The sequence below is a fragment of the Streptomyces sp. NRRL S-1022 genome, from assembly GCF_000720135.1.
In the GTDB taxonomy this organism is placed as follows: domain Bacteria; phylum Actinomycetota; class Actinomycetes; order Streptomycetales; family Streptomycetaceae; genus Streptomyces.
Map to the genome: position 1 here is coordinate 127,195 of NZ_JOIU01000027.1, position 15,094 is coordinate 142,288.

The 15,094-nt window shown below is 69.7% G+C and carries 17 protein-coding genes and 1 tRNA gene; 7 read left to right on the forward strand and 11 right to left on the reverse strand.

Annotated features, from left to right (window positions below):
* Positions 1–79: 79 nt before the first annotated feature.
* Positions 80–1,096 carry a tetratricopeptide repeat protein gene (locus IG05_RS0132965; protein WP_030347724.1) on the forward strand — a complete coding sequence of 339 codons (1,017 nt, stop codon included), beginning with the start codon at positions 80–82 and terminating at the stop codon, positions 1,094–1,096.
* A 133-nt stretch (positions 1,097–1,229) separates the two neighbouring features.
* Here IG05_RS0132965 and IG05_RS0132970 read toward each other — a convergent pair whose 3' ends face one another.
* Complete coding sequence (locus IG05_RS0132970; protein ID WP_107051467.1) at positions 1,230–1,862, reverse strand: ATP-binding protein; 633 nt, start codon at positions 1,860–1,862, stop codon at positions 1,230–1,232.
* Between the two features lie 229 nt (positions 1,863–2,091).
* Between IG05_RS0132970 and IG05_RS0132975 the strand changes: the two genes are divergently transcribed.
* Both IG05_RS0132975 and IG05_RS0132980 read left to right on the forward strand, forming a co-directional pair.
* Complete coding sequence (locus IG05_RS0132975) at positions 2,092–2,937, forward strand: helix-turn-helix domain-containing protein (RefSeq protein ID WP_030347726.1); 846 nt, start codon at positions 2,092–2,094, stop codon at positions 2,935–2,937.
* Positions 2,937–3,134: a DUF397 domain-containing protein gene (locus tag IG05_RS0132980; protein ID WP_030347727.1), complete on the forward strand. Its 198-nt coding sequence runs from the start codon at positions 2,937–2,939 to the stop codon at positions 3,132–3,134. The genes IG05_RS0132975 and IG05_RS0132980 overlap by 1 nt, the downstream gene beginning before the upstream one ends.
* 76 nt (positions 3,135–3,210) lie before the next feature.
* Here IG05_RS0132980 and IG05_RS0132985 read toward each other — a convergent pair whose 3' ends face one another.
* The 3 genes from IG05_RS0132985 to IG05_RS0132995 all read right to left on the reverse strand — a co-directional run bounded on the left by IG05_RS0132985 (position 3,211) and on the right by IG05_RS0132995 (position 5,636).
* Positions 3,211–4,017 (reverse strand): DUF6551 family protein, encoded by an 807-nt coding sequence (locus IG05_RS0132985; RefSeq protein WP_030347728.1) that lies wholly within the window; start codon positions 4,015–4,017, stop codon positions 3,211–3,213.
* Positions 4,018–4,446: 429 nt separating this feature from the next.
* Positions 4,447–4,935, reverse strand: coding sequence for a DUF2267 domain-containing protein (locus IG05_RS0132990; RefSeq protein WP_030347729.1), 489 nt, complete (start codon positions 4,933–4,935; stop codon positions 4,447–4,449).
* 275 nt (positions 4,936–5,210) lie between these two features.
* Positions 5,211–5,636, reverse strand: a complete 426-nt coding sequence (locus IG05_RS0132995) for an Hsp20/alpha crystallin family protein (RefSeq protein ID WP_030347730.1) — start codon at positions 5,634–5,636, stop codon at positions 5,211–5,213.
* 157 nt (positions 5,637–5,793) lie between these two features.
* Here IG05_RS0132995 and IG05_RS0133000 point away from each other — a divergent pair, with 157 nt between their 5' ends.
* Complete coding sequence (locus IG05_RS0133000; protein WP_030347731.1) at positions 5,794–6,099, forward strand: hypothetical protein; 306 nt, start codon at positions 5,794–5,796, stop codon at positions 6,097–6,099.
* Positions 6,100–6,174: 75 nt separating this feature from the next.
* Here IG05_RS0133000 and IG05_RS0133005 read toward each other — a convergent pair whose 3' ends face one another.
* Positions 6,175–7,125, reverse strand: coding sequence for a GlxA family transcriptional regulator (locus tag IG05_RS0133005; RefSeq protein WP_030347732.1), 951 nt, complete (start codon positions 7,123–7,125; stop codon positions 6,175–6,177).
* 153 nt (positions 7,126–7,278) lie between these two features.
* Here IG05_RS0133005 and IG05_RS0133010 point away from each other — a divergent pair, with 153 nt between their 5' ends.
* Positions 7,279–7,782 carry a membrane protein gene (locus IG05_RS0133010; protein ID WP_030347733.1) on the forward strand — a complete coding sequence of 168 codons (504 nt, stop codon included), beginning with the start codon at positions 7,279–7,281 and terminating at the stop codon, positions 7,780–7,782.
* Between the two features lie 149 nt (positions 7,783–7,931).
* Here IG05_RS0133010 and IG05_RS0133015 read toward each other — a convergent pair whose 3' ends face one another.
* Entirely contained in the window at positions 7,932–9,482 is a 1,551-nt protein-coding gene (locus IG05_RS0133015; protein WP_030347734.1) for an MFS transporter, read from the reverse strand.
* Between the two features lie 60 nt (positions 9,483–9,542).
* Positions 9,543–10,856 carry a DUF445 domain-containing protein gene (locus tag IG05_RS0133020; RefSeq protein ID WP_234336115.1) on the reverse strand — a complete coding sequence of 438 codons (1,314 nt, stop codon included), beginning with the start codon at positions 10,854–10,856 and terminating at the stop codon, positions 9,543–9,545.
* 195 nt (positions 10,857–11,051) lie between these two features.
* Here IG05_RS0133020 and IG05_RS0133025 point away from each other — a divergent pair, with 195 nt between their 5' ends.
* Together IG05_RS0133025 and rdgB are read left to right on the forward strand one after the other, a co-directional pair.
* On the forward strand, positions 11,052–12,386 hold the full coding sequence (locus IG05_RS0133025) for an SGNH/GDSL hydrolase family protein (protein ID WP_030347736.1): 1,335 nt from the start codon (positions 11,052–11,054) through the stop codon (positions 12,384–12,386).
* A 25-nt stretch (positions 12,387–12,411) separates the two neighbouring features.
* Positions 12,412–13,014 carry an RdgB/HAM1 family non-canonical purine NTP pyrophosphatase gene (gene rdgB / locus IG05_RS0133030; RefSeq protein WP_030347737.1) on the forward strand — a complete coding sequence of 201 codons (603 nt, stop codon included), beginning with the start codon at positions 12,412–12,414 and terminating at the stop codon, positions 13,012–13,014.
* Between the two features lie 49 nt (positions 13,015–13,063).
* Here rdgB and IG05_RS0133035 read toward each other — a convergent pair.
* The 4 genes from IG05_RS0133035 to bcp all read right to left on the reverse strand — a co-directional run bounded on the left by IG05_RS0133035 (position 13,064) and on the right by bcp (position 15,092).
* Positions 13,064–13,147 (reverse strand) — tRNA-Leu (locus tag IG05_RS0133035).
* Positions 13,147–13,821, reverse strand: coding sequence for an HNH endonuclease (locus IG05_RS0133040; protein ID WP_037815130.1), 675 nt, complete (start codon positions 13,819–13,821; stop codon positions 13,147–13,149). The genes IG05_RS0133035 and IG05_RS0133040 overlap by 1 nt, the downstream gene beginning before the upstream one ends.
* Positions 13,818–14,483, reverse strand: a complete 666-nt coding sequence (locus IG05_RS0133045) for an HNH endonuclease signature motif containing protein (RefSeq protein WP_030347739.1) — start codon at positions 14,481–14,483, stop codon at positions 13,818–13,820. Before IG05_RS0133045 ends, IG05_RS0133040 begins: the two co-directional genes overlap by 4 nt.
* A gap of 141 nt (positions 14,484–14,624) precedes the next feature.
* Positions 14,625–15,092 carry a thioredoxin-dependent thiol peroxidase gene (gene bcp / locus IG05_RS0133050; RefSeq protein ID WP_030347740.1) on the reverse strand — a complete coding sequence of 156 codons (468 nt, stop codon included), beginning with the start codon at positions 15,090–15,092 and terminating at the stop codon, positions 14,625–14,627.
* Positions 15,093–15,094 lie beyond the last annotated feature (2 nt).

Genomic DNA, 15,094 nt, shown 5'->3' on the forward strand with positions numbered 1-15,094 from the left:
TATCCGGATCGTCCTACCGCGGTGCACACCCCCCGGGGGCATCTCACGTTTGTCACCGCCCGGCAGTACGGTGTCCCCCATGCGCCCCGACACGCCTGCCGAGAACGTCGACCACACCACCGAAGCGGCACGCCTGGAGCGGACCGCCGGCCTGTACCCGGAGGACGCCGAGACCCTCCTCCTGCGGGCGGCGGCCCACCTGGAACTGTCCGGTGACCGCCCCGCGGCGACCACCCTCTACGACCGCCTGCTGTCGTCCGCCGACGGGCTGGACAACCCCGCCCTGGTCCGCGCCCTGAAGGCGTCCAACCTGTGGGAGTACGGCCATGAGGCGGAGGCACGGGCGATCATCGAGGGCATCCGCACCACGGCCCCCCGGGACCCGGCGCCCTGGGTGATCGTGGCCGAGGCCCTCGAAGCCCACGACGAGCTGGAGGCGGCGGCGAAGACGTTCACCGAGGCCGCCGACCTCCTGCTGGTCCCTTCGGAGGAGCCCCCGGCCGCCACCCACCCCCTCCTCTACGGCCGCCACCGCGTCCGCCGCATGCTGGGCCTGCCGCACGACGACCGGGACACCCTCGCCGACACCCTGCACACGTCCCCGGTCTCCCTGGACGAACTGCACGACCCCAAGCGCGTGTGGTCCCTGGGCTCGGACAACCCCGCGGAACTCCAGGCGGAGATCTCCCGCCTCCGCGCCGAACTCGGCGCCTACCGCGAGGCCCTCTCCCGCCCGTTCCCGGTGGCGGTCCTGCACTGGCCGGCCCCGGAACTGTCGGAGCTGCTGTCGGCGTATCCCACCCTGTCCTCGGAGTACCCCTCCCACGCCGAGCACCTGGCGACCATAGAGTCCTCCCTGCGCGAACTCTCCGCCTCCGGCACCGCCAACCTCGGCATCGTCACCGGCACGGTCCCCTCCTACGAGGCCTTCGCAGCCTCGGAGGGCACCTCCCCGACGGACCCCACCCTGCTCCCCCAGTACGCGACGACCCTCGCTGCGCGGGGACGGGCGGTGGCCTGGCCTCCGGGGAGGGGGGCGGGGTGCTGGTGCGGGGCGAACCGTGTCTATGGGGACTGTCACGGCACGACCGTCTGACGTACAGCCTTCCGCCTCCCACGTCGTGAGTACTAGCTGCAAGGTCACTTGGCGCCTCAAGCATGGTTACCGGCCAATGTGTGGAGGCACTCGGTTATCACCGTGGCTGACCGACGGCAATCGACACTGACGATCAGTGGGTCAGATCGGCTTCGAAGCGGGCTTGGGCGCGTTCCAGCACCTCGTCCGCGTCCCTGCCGTGTACGCCGAGCCAGTGCAGGAGATCGGCGATCACGCTGATCGCCGCGTCCTCCGCCGCTGTGATTCTCAACCGACCTTTGCGGGACCCCGTCGGCAGTTCCCTCGCGTTCGCGTAGAACCCGATCACCTTCGCTGCTCGGGACACACGAGGACCTGTGGAGTGCCCATCAGCCGAAGTGAGGCTGGTGCGGAGTTCACACCATGTCGCCTTGCGCCCGGGGAGCAAGTCGACGCCCCAACGTTCGGTGATCGCGTCGATGAGGGACATCCCCCGCCCGGCCTCGGCTGTCGAGTCCGCATCGGTCAGGATGGGAAGGGCACGGGCATCGGGGTCGTGCACTTCGAGGCGCAGGCGATTTCCGCTCATGGAGACCGCCAGAGTGGTCGGGGTGCCGGGGCCCACATGTTTGATGACGTTCGCAACCAACTCGCTGACGCACAGTTGGGCAGCCTCGCTGACTTCCGGCAATCCCCAAAGTTCAAGGTGAAGTCGCAAGACCCGCCGCAGAGAGGCGACTTCTTGGGCTTCGGCCAAAAACGGCAGGGTCCACTTCTTCCGCGGCATACAACCGGTGCAGTGCATGACCTACTCGACTCTCTCTCGGCCCATCAAGGGCCGTCTGCACCCCTGATGCCTAGCACCTCTAGGATGGTGATGAGAGTTCCAAAATGGAACTCTCATCACAGTCGAAACGGTGCACGCCCATAGGCTGCACGCCCCGAGCGCACGCCCCCTTGCGGTTCATTTGAGGGGTCGAGGACGATCTACGACAACGACAGGAAGGGTCAGTGGCATGGCGGTTGGACCCACCACTCGCAGGCGCCAACTAGGAGCTGATCTGCGTCGACTCCGGGAGGCGGCGGGTCTGACCCTGGAGGAGGCGGGAGCTCGCGTCGGCATCTCGAAGGCAACACTCAGCCGGTACGAGACCAAGGAAGGCACGGTCAAGTGGCCCGCCGTTGACGCTCTGTGCCGCGAGTACGGCGCCTCGGACCAGGAGCGGTCGGCGCTGGTCGAGTTGGCCAAGGGCGCAAGGATCCAGGGCTGGTGGCGTTCTCTGGCCGACCCCATCCCCGAATCCATGAACCTTATGCTGACCCTCGAAGACGAGGTCGTACGTGAGGATCACTACGCCTGCATGTACATCCCTGGCCTGCTGCAGACAAGGACGTACGCCGAAGCTGTGCACCGCGCTTCGGAGGTGCAGTGTCCCGAACGCGAGATCCAGCACATGGTCGACATCCGCATGAAGCGTCAAGAGCTGCTGGATCGTGAGGACGCCCCGCACATCTGGTGTGTCATTGACGAGGCGGCTATCAGGCGATTGGTCGGGGGTCGAGAGGTCATGCGGGAGCAGTTGGATTACTTGCTCACACAAGCGCAACGGCCACACATCACCGTCCAGGTACTTCCGTTCGAACGAGGTGCGCACGCTGCCGCCGTCGGCAGCTTCGCCGTCTTGCGCGGGCAGACCCGAGAACTCGACGTGGTGTACGTGGACCTCATCGGTGGCGGCCTCTTCATGGAGAAGCCGCAGGAACTGGACCGTTATAAGTTGGCGTTCGAATACCTCAGCGCTCAAGCACTCGACTTCGAGTCTTCAGCCGAGCTCATTGATCAGATCAGCAGGGAGCCCTGATGAGAGCATCGCCCGACCTTCACTGGTTCAAGTCCTCTTACAGCGGTGGCAGCGGTACCGAGTGCGTGGAGTGCGCGTACACGGCTGACGACACGCTCATACGCGATTCAAAGTCGGCTGGGAACTCCGCGATTGCCGTCCAGCCTGGTGCTTGGCACCTCTTCATTGGCGCCTTGGTGCGGGGCACGCTTAAGTAGCGCAGGCGGAAGAGGGGCCCCGGCGCGTCCGGTCAGGCCCCTCCGTTCTCGCCGAGCACTGCTGGCGGCTGGGGGCTCAGCCCTCGATTCGGTTGGCCGGCCGACGCCCCTTGTTCCAAGCGTCCAGGACAAGGCGGTAGCACACGCTGATCCTTGACCCGGTACCGCTGTTGTTGAAGCCCCCATTGGACGAGGCGCTCAACACCTGAGAACGCCACTTCGCCGCCGTGGCCGTGCGCTCAAGCCTCTTCGCAAGCTCGGGGTCATTGACAAGGTCGCCGTGGCGACCGAGGAACATCCCGATACCGCCCAGAAGCATGCCGTCCCACGATTCGGCGCTGCGCCCCCATGCCTCTTCCGCGATCGTGAGCGTGCGATCGAGCACCTCAGCCCCGTAACGATCCGTGATCTGCAGGACACCCGACACAGCTCCGACACTGTTGGTCGAGGAAGAACCAAGGCTGAGCCTGTGGGCTTTCAGAACGCGGTCAGTGTCGACAAACAGCGGCACACCACCGGTGAGGCCGACATGGTACTCGTCGATCGGACGCGGCTTGTGAGACTCACGGTTCTTGATCAGGAAGAGTATGGCTTCCTGCTCCTGAGTGAGTCCGTAGTGGATATCGGCTCTGATGGTCTCCAACCCGGCCAGCTCAGAGGCACGCTTGCGGTGCTGACCATCAACGATGTACCTCGCCCCGTCCTCGCGCTCCGACACGATGATGGTTCCGATCGCCTCGCGGACGAGATTGTTCGCGATCGACTGAGCGCGACGCTCATTCAGGGTGCGCTGAGCCTGCGGATCGATGAGGAGCTCGGCGATCTTGACCTCTACACCGTGATCAACGGCGTGCTTGGGCAGGTCGTAGCTGTACTTGGGCATGGAGGTCTCCTGACGCCGCGTCAAGGGATGTAGGCTGATGCCGGATTGGGGGATGGGCGTCGAAAGGCAATTCAATCATCTGATCGCATGGCCTGCCAGCGAGTTGCACTGTCTTTGGATCCATGCAGGAACGACCTGCTTCACGCGGTTGATAGCTAGGTCAACTGTTCCACCCCGCAGAGTGGTCACTACCTCTGCCCTCGGCCCCGACTCCGCTACTTTGCACTGATCAGGCATCGTGCCGGATAGTGCCGAGCCGCACCATCTCAGCGCGCCAACGGGATGGGGGACGTCCTAGGCAAGGTGCCGTGGGGCAGCCCAAGGAAAGTGGCCGGCTCAGGCCCGTTGAGCGCTGGCGTCGGCTGCGTTCGTATCGTCGGAGAGGGTGTGGCCGGGCGCCGCAGCAGGGTGTGCGGCGCCCATCACCTACTAGGCCGTCGGGGCCAGTTCCGCCCGGCCGAACAGCAGCGCGTAGCCCGGGGGGAGTTGGGTGAGGACTCGGGTGGTCAGGGGTTCGCCGATGTGGGCGGACAGGGTGCTCAGGACCGAGCTGACGTCCCAGCGGGCCGTCGCGGGGGTGGAGCCCTCTATGCGGGTGGCCACCGACTCGACGAACTCGCGGGCCGTCAGGGGCTGGGTGGCGGGAATCTGGGAGGCGATGACGCGGCCCGCCTCCCGGGGGAGGGCCTGGGCCAGGGACACGCGTTCGTCGCCGGTGACGTGTCCGCCCAGGGCCGAGAGGACGATTCGGGTGACGCGCTCCGCCTCCGCTCTCGTCGGGTACTGGCCCGCCTCGCGTACCGCCTCGGTCAGCTCCAGCCAGTCGGCGTTGTCCGCCGTGCCCTTGGCACGCGGGCGGGACGCGGTCGGGGCCGGGGCAGGGATGGCGATTCTCGGCTGCGGGGTGGTCACGGTCATCGTGGTGGCTCCTCCTCCGGGACACTTCGGGGCACCGCAAGCCCGGTACCCCGTAATGCAGCGGGCATGGGCGGCAGTTCAGCCAACATGTGGCTGGTGGGGGTCGTGCGGCGTGTGGGCGTTCCGCCGCCTTTCGCGAGTGTTTGGGGGACGTGTGGGTCGCGCGGCACCTGTGACGGGGCCGCCGCCTGTCGGGCCCCGCTCGGGCCGCGGGACGCGTGCGTGGGCCGCGCCGGTCGGACCAGGAATGGCCGGCGCGGCCCGTCGTTGGGTGGTCAGCCGCTGATCTGCTTGCGGCCCGTGTCGCCACCCGTGATCTGGATGCGGCGGGGCTTGGCCTGTTCGGCCACCGGGATGCGCAGCGTCAGGACGCCGGCGTCGTACGAGGCGTCGATCCGTTCGGTGTCGAGGGTCTCGCCCAGGAACAGCTGGCGGGTGAAGGTGCCCGTGGGCCGTTCGGCGACCAGCATCTCCGCGTCCTGGGGTGCGGGGGTGCGGCGTTCGACGCGGACGTTGAGGACGTTGCGCTCGACGTCGAGTTCGATCGTCTCGGGGTCGATGCCGGGCAGATCGAAGTGGACGAGGAACTCGTCACCGGACCGGTAGGCGTCCATCGGCATCGCGGACGGGCGGGCGTTCGCGCCCAGCACCTGCTGCGCGAGTCGGTCGAATTCGCGGAAGGGGTCGGTACGCATGAGCATCACGGGTCACTCCTCTCTTCAGGGACTGTGTGCGATGCCCTACGACTTCTTATATAACTCTCCGCTGGAAACTTGACAAGCTTCGACTCAGGTTCGGGGGTACGGTCCGGCCGCGCGTTAGCCTCGGGACAGACATTCGGGATATGAGGAGGCACTCATGGCCAGGGTTCCCAGCGCGGTCGTAGCCGCCACCGGGCTCGTCGGCGGCTACGGCGTCGCCCGCTGGACCAAGAAGCGGCAGCTCGGCGGGGCCGTCCTCGCCGTCGCCGGTGCCGCGGCGGCCCAGCAGTGGCGCGCCCGAGCCGGCGGCAAGGCGGCCGGCGCACTGACCGCCGCCTATGTCGCCGCGTTCGCCGGGTCCCACCCGCTCGCCAAGAAGGTCGGCGCCTGGCCGTCCGTCCTCGGTGTCGCCGGTGCCGTCGCCGTCGCCTCCTGGGCCGTCGCCGACCGCAAGGCCGCCTGAGCCCCGGTCCTGCTCACGACACCGGCGCCCTGAGCCTGCGTCCTCACCACGCACCGGCGTCTGAGCCTCCCCGCCTCACGCCGCCCCCGCCCGGAACGCCCTCCGGTACGCCTGCGGGCTCGTCCCCACCACCTTCCGGAAGCGCTCCCGGAAGGCCGTCGGGGAGCCGAAGCCCGTCTGTACGGCGATGCGTTCGACCGGGTGCGCCGTGGTCTCCAGCAGATGCTGGGCCCGCCGTACCCGCGCCCGGTGCAGCCACTGCAGCGGGGTCGTACCGGTCTGCTCCCGGAAGCGGCGGTTGAGGGTACGGGTGCTCATGCCGGCCTGCGCCGCGATCTCCGCCAGCGTCAGGTCCCGGCCGCAGTGGTCCTCCAGCCAGGCCAGCAGGGGCTCCAGGGTGGTGCCGGCCGGGGCCGGAGGCAGGTCGTGGACGATGAACTGGGCCTGCCCGCCCTCCCGTTCCAGCGGCATCACGGACATCCGGGCCGCGTGCGCGGCGACCGCGGAGCCGAAGTCCTTGCGGATCATGTGCAGGCACATGTCCAGGGCGGCCGCGGCGCCCGCCGACGTCAGGAACCGGCCGTTGTCGACGTACAGCACGTTCGGGTCGACCGTCACCTCCGGGTGCCGCCGGGCCAGGTCGGGGGCCGCGATCCAGTGGGTCGTCGCGCGCAGCCCGTCCAGCAGGCCCGTGGCCGCGAACAGGAACGCGCCCACGCAGATCGACGCGATCCGGGTGCCGTTCGCCGCCGCCGCGCGCAGCGCCTCGGCGACCCCGGGGGGCAGCGTCTCGGGTGGTTCCGCGACCCCGGGCAGGATGATCGTGTCGGCCTCCGCGAGCGCCTCCAGGCCGTACGGTGCCCGGACCGTGAAGGCGCCCGCGCTCACCTCCTCCCGCACCGAGCACACCCGCACCCGGTACGGCTGCCGGCCGTCGGGCAGCCGGGCCCAGCCGAAGGTGTCGACGGGGGCGGAGAGGTCGAACGGGATGACGCCGTCCAGCGCCAGTACGGCCACGGTGTGCATGGCGAGAGAGTAGGGGTGCGAGGAGTTCTCGCCAACAGGGGGGTGGGAGCGGGAACGCCGTCGTCAGCAGCGTACGGGCGCCTGGCGAGAATCCGTCGGAGCCTGGCAGTCCTGCCACTCCTCCGGGACCCCCGCCGCCCCTAGCGTCCCTCTGTGACCAAGTTCCTCCTCGCCGTCCACGTCATCGCCGCGATCCTCGCCGTCGGGCCCGTGGCCGTCGCCGCCAGCATGTTCCCGCCCGCCGCACGCCGGGCCCTGGCCGACGGGGCCGACGGTATCGGTGCTGATGCCGGTGCCGGCACCGGTGCCGACGGGACACTCCGCCTGCTGCACCGGATCTGCCGCGTCTACGCCGTCGTAGGCGTCGTCGTCCCCGTGTTCGGGTTCGCCACCGCGAGCGAGATGGGCGTGCTCGGCAGTGCCTGGCTGATCGTGTCGATCGCCCTGACCGCACTCGCCGCGCTCGTCCTCGTCGCCCTCGTGCTGCCGGGCCAGACCGCCCTCCTCGAACGCCCCGAACGCCCCGAACGTTTCGAACGCGGAGGGGGGTCCGCGCAGACGGCGCGGCTCGCCATGGCCACCGGACTGTTCAACCTGCTGTGGGCCACCGTGACGGTCCTGATGATCGTCCGGCCGGGCTCCACCACCGGCGCCTGACGGCGGACCCCGGCCGGCACCACCGGCACCGCCCCCGTCACGGCCCGGCTCGCCCCCGTCACGGCCGGCTCGCCGCCATCACGACCCCCTCGCCGCCACCAGGGCCCGCTCACCGCCACACGGCCTGCCCCCATCAGGGCCTGCCCCCGTCACGGCGTGCTCGCCGCCGGCGGTGCCGCGGAGCCACCGCCCCGGGGGCCGGGGCGGCCGTTCCGCGCCGCCGCCTTCGCCCGGCCCGCCACCGCCGTCAGCGGACGGGCGATGTCCTCCAGGGAGCGGCGTTCGGCCCGTACCGCCAGGAACGCGGCGACCAGACCGGCCGCGCACATCAGCGCCGCGCCGATGGAGAAGGCCAGCACCGTGTCGCCGACCCGGCCGGTACCGGTGAGGTCCGCGAAGAGCAGGGGGCCGCTGATACCGCCGGCCGCGGTGCCCAGGGCGTAGAAGAAGGCGATCGACATCGCCCGCGTCTCCATCGGGAAGATCTCCGACACCGTCAGATAGGCGCTGGAGGCGCCCGCCGAGGCGAAGAACAGCACCGCGCACCAGCAGGCCGTCAGCGTGCCCGCGCTCAGCGAACCCCGGTCGAACAGCCACGCCGTGCCGAACAGCAGCAGGCCGGAGAGCAGGTACGTCGAGGAGATCATCACGCGGCGGCCGACCGTGTCGAACAGCTTGCCCAGCAGCAGCGGACCGCAGAAGTTGCCGACCGCGATCACCGCGAAGTAGTAGCCGGTGTGGTCGGCGGGCACGTCGAAGAACTTGGTCAGGATGGCGCCGAAACCGAACGTGATCGCGTTGTACAGGAACGCCTGGCCGATGAAGAGGGAGAAGCCGAGCACCGCCCGCTTGCGGTACTGGCCGAAGACCGTGCGCGCGATCTCCAGGAAGGTGACGTTCTTGCGCTGGCGGATCTCCAGCTCGCCCTCGGGCTCCGGGAGCCGCTCGCCCCGCTCCTCCTCGATCCGGCGCTCGATACCGGTGACGATCTCCTCCGCCTCCCGGTCCCTGCCGTGGATCAGCAGCCACCGCGGACTCTCCGGGACGTGCCGGCGTACCAGCAGGATGACCAGGGCGAGGACGGTGCCGAGCGCGAAGGTCAGGCGCCAGCCGACGTTCGCGGCCAGCAGGTCGGTGTCGAGCGCGACGATCGACAGCAGCGATCCGCCGACCGCGCCCAGCCAGAAACTGCCGTTGATGATCAGGTCGACCCGGCCCCGGTAGTCCGCCGGGATCAGCTCGTCGATCGCGGAGTTGATCGCCGCGTACTCACCGCCGATACCGAAACCCGTCAGGAAGCGGAACAGGAAGAACCACCAGGCCTCCCAGGACACCGCCGTCAGCGCCGTCGCCGCGAGATACACCGCCAGGGTGATCATGAAGAGGTTCTTCCGGCCGAAACGGTCGGTCAGCCGCCCCCAGAACAGGGCACCCAGGCAGGCACCCGCCACGTACAGGGCCGCGGCGACGCCGGTGACCTGCCCGGAAGAGATGGACAGACCGCTGCCGGGCTCCGACAGCCGGCTGGCGATGTTGCCGACGACCGTGACCTCCAGGCCGTCGAGGATCCACACGGTGCCCAGACCGATCACGATCGTCCAGTGCCAGCGGGACCACGGCAGACGGTCGAGTCGGGCGGGGATGTTCGTGGTGATGGTCCGGCCGGTCTCCGGCGACGGCGCTTCGGCTGCTGCGCTCATGGGGCTCCCTCCACGTCGAGGCGGGATACCGGGTGCCCGCAGCGCACCGGAACACTCCGGTCAGGCCCCCAGCCCCCGCGACACCGCGTAGATCACCAGCCCCGCCAGGGAACCCACCACCGTGCCGTTGATCCGGATGAACTGCAGGTCACGGCCGATGTGCGCCTCGATCTTCCGGGTGGTGTGCTCGGCGTCCCAGCCGGCCACCGTGTCCGTGATCAACGAGGTGATCTCCGCGCGGTACGTCGTCACGACGTGCACCGCCGCGCCCTCCACCCACGAGTCGACCTTGTTCTGCACCTTCGGCTCCGTCGCCATCCGCGAGCCCAGGGACAGCAGCGCGGCCCGCACCCGCGTCCGCAGCTCGCTGCGCTCGTCCTCCGCCGCCGCCACGATCATCGACCGTACGGCCGTCCACACGGACGCGATCAGGTCCTGCACCTCGCCACGGCCCAGCACCTCACCCTTGAGCCGCTCCACCCGCGCCCGGGTGTCCGTGTCGGACTGCAGATCGGAGGCGAAGTCGGTGAGGAAACGGTCCAGCGCACCACGCGCCGGGTGTGAGGGCATGTCCCGCATCTCCGTGACGAACCGCAGCAGCTCCTTGTAGACCCGCTCACCGACCTTCCGGTCCACGAACCGCGGCGTCCAGCCGGGCGCGCCGCCCTCCACCGCCACCATCACGTCGTCCCGGTGCAGCACCAGCCAGTCGTGCGCCCGCGCCACCACCAGGTCCACCACCCGCCGGTGCCCGCCGTCGGCGACGATCCTCTCCAGCGTCTTGCCGATCCCCGGCGCGATCTCCTGCGCGTCGGCCCGCCGGGTGATCGCCTCGCCCACGACCGCCTGCACGTCCGAGTCGCGCAGCACGGTCAACGCGCCGCGCAGGGCGGTGGCCAGTTCCGCCGTCACCCGGTCCGCGTGCTCCGGCTCCGCCAGCCAGGCCCCGAGCCGGCTGCCGATGCCGACCGCGCGCAGCCGCTGCCGTACGACGTCCTCGGACAGGAAGTTCTCCCCGACGAACTCACCGAGCGAGACGCCCAGCTGGTCCTTCTTCGTGGGGATGATCGCGGTGTGCGGGATGGGCAGCCCCAGCGGATGCCGGAAGAGCGCCGTGACCGCGAACCAGTCGGCGAGCCCGCCCACCATGCCGGCCTCGGCCGCCGCCGCCACGTAGTCCGTCCACCTCCCCGCGCCCGCGCTCCCGGCGGTCTTCGCCAGGACGTAGACCACCGCGACGAACAGCAGCATGCCCGTCGCCGTCAGCTTCATCCGGCGCACCCCGCGCCGGCGCTCCTCGTCGGCCGGGGTGAACGCCGTCATCGTCTTGTACGACGCGACCCGCCCCGGTGTTCCCGTCTCGGTAGGTTCCATCAGCTCCACCCGTTCGGTGATCCCGCACACAATTGTCCCTTCCTGACCGACTCCCGGAACGAAACAGGAGTTCCCGGCGTCTGTCCGGAGGGGAGCAATGGCAGGGGCCTGTCAGACCTCTCCGGCCCATGACGCATCATGGGCGAGCAGGACCGGAGCCTCGGGCTCCCCTCTGTCGAGGAGAACAACACAAGAGTGGCCAAGCGTCATGGTTATGCGGTGCTCGGTGCGCTGGTCGCCCTGGTGATCGCACTGTCCGCCGGCATCTACGTCACCGTCGCGGCCGATGACGGCACCCCCCGCAGCACCTTCGCCGACAACCGCCCGCACCGCGACTCCCACGCCGCCCCCGCCTCCACCGGCACCTGGGTCGGCGCCTGGGCCACCGCCCCCGTCGGCGGCGAACCCGGCACCGAGACCACCGGCCTGGCGGGCCGCTCGGTCCGCAACGTGGTGCACACCAGCACCGGCGGTACGAGTGCCCGGGTCACACTGTCCAATCTCTACGGCCAGTCCCCCCTCACCATCAGCCACGCCTCCCTCGCCCTCTCCAGCGGCGACGGCACCGCCGCCGCCGACGCGGAAAGCATGCGGCGCCTCACCTTCGGCGGCAGCACCGGCACCGTCATACCCGCCGGCGGACAGGCCGTCAGCGACGCCGTCCACCTCACCGTCCCGCACGGCGCCGACGTCCTGATCACCACCTACTCCCCCACCCCCTCCGGGCCGGTCACCTACCACCCGCACGCCCGCCAGCTGTCCTACCTCGCCACCGGCGACCGCACCGAGGACGCCACCGGCACCCCGTACACCGGACAGACCCCCTACTGGCGCTACGTGACGGCCCTCGACCTGCTCAGCAACGAGGCCACCGGCACCGTCGTCGTCCTCGGCGACTCCATAACCGACGGCATCACCTCCACCACCGGCACCAACCGCCGCTGGCCCGACATCCTCTCCGGCCGGCTGCGCAGCGCCCTGGAGAACGGCGGCCGACTGCCGCGCTACAGCGTCGTCAACGAAGGAATCAGCGGCAACCAGGTCCTCGCCGACGGCCTCGGCCGGCCCGCCGAGAACCAGAGCGGCCTCGGCCGCTTCGGCCGCGACGCGCTCTCCCGCACCAACGTCAAGGTCGTCGTCATCGACCTCGGCGTCAACGACATCCTGCGCAACCCCCGCCTCGCCGACCCCGACCGCATCCTCACCGGCCTGCGCACCCTCGTCCGCCAGGCCCACGCCCGCGGCCTGAAGGTCATCGGCGCCACCCTCATGCCCTTCCAGGGCCACCGCGGCTACACCCCGGCCCGGGAGGCGATACGGCAGCAGGTCAACGCCGGGATCCGGGCCGGCGGCGTGTACGACGCGGTCGTCGACTTCGACAAGGCCCTCCGGGACCCCTACGACCCGCGCCGGCTGCGCCCCGAGTACGACTCCGGCGACCATCTGCACCCCAGCGACCTGGGCTACCGCACCATGGGCGACGTGTTCGACCTGGGCACCCTGCGGGGCGCGGGCCAGGCGGAGCTCTGACCGGGAGGCGAGGAATACTGGCGGCATGACCCGCTTGATCCTCGCCACCCGCAACGCCGGAAAGATCACCGAGCTGAGGGCCATCCTGGCCGACGCCGGGCTCCCCCACGAGCTCGTCGGCGCGGACGCCTACCCCGACGTCCCCGACGTCAAGGAAACCGGCGTCACCTTCGCCGAGAACGCCCTGCTCAAGGCCCACGCACTCGCCCAGGCCACCGGGCTGCCCGCCGTCGCCGACGACTCCGGCCTGTGCGTCGACGTCCTGAACGGCGCGCCCGGCATCTTCTCCGCCCGCTGGTCCGGCCGCCACGGCGACGACCAGGCCAACCTGGAGCTGCTCCTGGCCCAGCTCTCCGACATCGCCGACGAACACCGCGCCGCCCACTTCGCCTGCGCGGCGGCGCTCGCCCTCCCGGACGGCACGGAACGGGTGGTGGAGGGCCGGCTGCCCGGCACCCTGCGGCACGCACCCGCCGGCACGAACGGCTTCGGCTACGACCCGATCCTCCAGCCGGACGGCGACACGCGCACCTGCGCCGAACTGACCCCCGAGGAGAAGAACGCGATCAGCCACCGGGGGAAGGCGTTCCGCGCGCTGGTGCCGGTGGTACGGGAGCTGCTGGGCTGAGGGCATGAAACGACCTGCGAGTCACCCTTCGATTCGCAGGTCGTCTTTGTGCGGCGGAAGGGATTCGAACCCTCAAGCCCGATCAAGGGCCACAGATCCTAAGTCTGCTGCGTCGCCATTGCGCCACCGCCGCTAGCCGCCTGCCATCGTACCGGGAGTTGCTCGCCGCCTTCGGCCGCCCCTGCACCAGGTACTCGTGATCGCATGGCAGTTGGGGCACAGCAGCCGCAGGTTCTCCCGCCTGTTGTCGCGCCAGTCGCCGTTGATGTGGTCGATCTCCAGGGTCATCGGCTTGCCGCGCCACTCAGGGCCGACCCCGCACCTGGCGCACTGCTCGGGTGCGCCCACCTCGCGGAGTGCACGCCGGAGGCGTTCTGTCGCGATCCGGTGCCCGCGCTCGTGCCGCACCAGGACGGCTTCCGGCCGCTTGGCATGCCTGCCCGGCTTCCCCCGCTGGTGTGCCTGGCCGAGAAAGTGGGAGGTGCCGAGGCCGTCTTCGGCGATCCACTTGCCGAGCATCGCGCGCTGACCGCCGTTGTTCGGACGACCGATGCGGCGGAGCACCTCGGCGATGGACACCGCCTCTTCGACCACCGCCCGCAGCTCCTCCGGCGCGGGGCGCGCCTGCCTGCCGGTGGGTGAGAAGTGCGAGATGTCGATGCCGAAGTGGGCGAATCGCTTCACGAGGTATCTCCGCAGGTGGCCGTATGGCCGGGTGCCGAAGAAAGCGATGACCTCGTCGAGGTCCGAGCACTGCGCGGCTGCCTGGGCCAACCGCTCGCGCGTGTACTGCGTTCCGCCGCTCATACGGCAGCCGCCCGGGCCCGGCTCTTGCCACGCCCTCGGTAAGTGTCGGTGGTCGAGTGACAATTGGGGCACAGGAGCCGCAGGTTGTCGACGCGGTTGTTCCGCCAGTTGCCGTCCACGTGGTCGACCTCAAGTGCGAGTCGCTCGCCGAGCCAGACCGGCTCGGTACCGCACAGGGCGCAGCGCTCCTCCACGCCCAGCTCGTTCATGGCCCTCTTGAGTCGCTGACTCGGGATGCGCGGAGCATGCACCGACGTGCTCTCGACAAGGATCTCTTCGGGCGTTCGCCGGCGCCGGTTGTGCCGCATCCGTTCGGTTCGAACCACCGGCGTGAAGTGCGAGGTGTCGATGCCGTACGCCTTGATCCGCCGGGCGATGTTGGCCTGGTGACCGCCCACGGAGTCGAGCCCGAGGCGACGCACGACCTCGTTGATGCTGACGGATACCGCGACGACCGGCTCAAGAACGTCGCGCGTCCACTTCACTCCCTCCCGCTCGAAGTGCGACGTATCGACCCCGAGCTTCTTCATCCGCCGCCTGATGTAGTCGCGCCTCGGACTCCGCGGCTCCACCCCCAGCCTCTCCATCGCCTCCGACAACGTTCGCGCTCCCCGGGCCGCCTCTTCCAGCCGCTCCCTGGTGTATGCGCCGGCCTTCCCCATCGGTCCTTCTCCGTTCCGGGCACGAGTTCGCAGCCCGCATGGAGCAACGAACCGACTATCGGACAGTCACGCCCGGAATCGTGGAGAACGGCCCGTGCCGGGGGGATTCCGGTGCGGGCCGTCGTGGTGGGTGGGGGTGGGTCAGATGCCCAGGTCCTTGATGATCTTGGCTACGTGGCCGGTGGCGCGGACGTTGTAGAGGGCGCGTTCCACCTTGCCCTCCTCGTCCACGACGATCGTGGAGCGGATGACGCCCAGGTAGGTCTTGCCGTAGTTCTTCTTCTCGCCGTACGCGCCGTAGGCTTCGGTGACCTTCTTGTCCGGGTCGGCGAGGAGGGTGATCTTCAGGGACTCCTTCTCGCGGAACTTCGCCAGCTTCTCCGGGGCGTCGGGGGAGATGCCGATGACGTCGTAGCCGGCGCCGGCCAGGAGTTCCAGGTTGTCCGTGAAGTCGCAGGCCTGCTTGGTGCAGCCGGGGGTAAGGGCGGCTGGATAGAAGTAGACGATGACCTTGCGGCCCTTGCGGTCCGACAGGGACACCTCGGTGCCGTCGGCGTCGGGGAGGGTGAAGGCGGGGGCCACGTCCCCCGGCTGGAGTCGCTCGCTCATCG

What these genes read in the sequence shown, in the direction of transcription:
- IG05_RS0133020 (WP_234336115.1), bottom strand. Translation starts at nt 10,856, where the DNA reads ATGGAACCTACCGAGACGGGAACACCGGGGCGGGTCGCGTCGTACAAG.
- IG05_RS0132990 (WP_030347729.1), bottom strand. Translation starts at nt 4,935, where the DNA reads ATGACCGTGACCACCCCGCAGCCGAGAATCGCCATCCCTGCCCCGGCC.
- bcp (WP_030347740.1), bottom strand. Translation starts at nt 15,092, where the DNA reads ATGAGCGAGCGACTCCAGCCGGGGGACGTGGCCCCCGCCTTCACCCTC.
- IG05_RS0133040 (WP_037815130.1), bottom strand. Translation starts at nt 13,821, where the DNA reads ATGAGCGGCGGAACGCAGTACACGCGCGAGCGGTTGGCCCAGGCAGCC.
- IG05_RS0132975 (WP_030347726.1), top strand. Translation starts at nt 2,092, where the DNA reads ATGGCGGTTGGACCCACCACTCGCAGGCGCCAACTAGGAGCTGATCTG.
- IG05_RS0133005 (WP_030347732.1), bottom strand. Translation starts at nt 7,125, where the DNA reads ATGCACACCGTGGCCGTACTGGCGCTGGACGGCGTCATCCCGTTCGAC.
- IG05_RS0132995 (WP_030347730.1), bottom strand. Translation starts at nt 5,636, where the DNA reads ATGCTCATGCGTACCGACCCCTTCCGCGAATTCGACCGACTCGCGCAG.
- IG05_RS0133045 (WP_030347739.1), bottom strand. Translation starts at nt 14,483, where the DNA reads ATGGGGAAGGCCGGCGCATACACCAGGGAGCGGCTGGAAGAGGCGGCC.
- IG05_RS0132970 (WP_107051467.1), bottom strand. Translation starts at nt 1,862, where the DNA reads ATGCCGCGGAAGAAGTGGACCCTGCCGTTTTTGGCCGAAGCCCAAGAA.
- IG05_RS0132965 (WP_030347724.1), top strand. Translation starts at nt 80, where the DNA reads ATGCGCCCCGACACGCCTGCCGAGAACGTCGACCACACCACCGAAGCG.
- IG05_RS0133015 (WP_030347734.1), bottom strand. Translation starts at nt 9,482, where the DNA reads ATGAGCGCAGCAGCCGAAGCGCCGTCGCCGGAGACCGGCCGGACCATC.
- IG05_RS0133000 (WP_030347731.1), top strand. Translation starts at nt 5,794, where the DNA reads ATGGCCAGGGTTCCCAGCGCGGTCGTAGCCGCCACCGGGCTCGTCGGC.
- IG05_RS0132985 (WP_030347728.1), bottom strand. Translation starts at nt 4,017, where the DNA reads ATGCCCAAGTACAGCTACGACCTGCCCAAGCACGCCGTTGATCACGGT.
- rdgB (WP_030347737.1), top strand. Translation starts at nt 12,412, where the DNA reads ATGACCCGCTTGATCCTCGCCACCCGCAACGCCGGAAAGATCACCGAG.
- IG05_RS0132980 (WP_030347727.1), top strand. Translation starts at nt 2,937, where the DNA reads ATGAGAGCATCGCCCGACCTTCACTGGTTCAAGTCCTCTTACAGCGGT.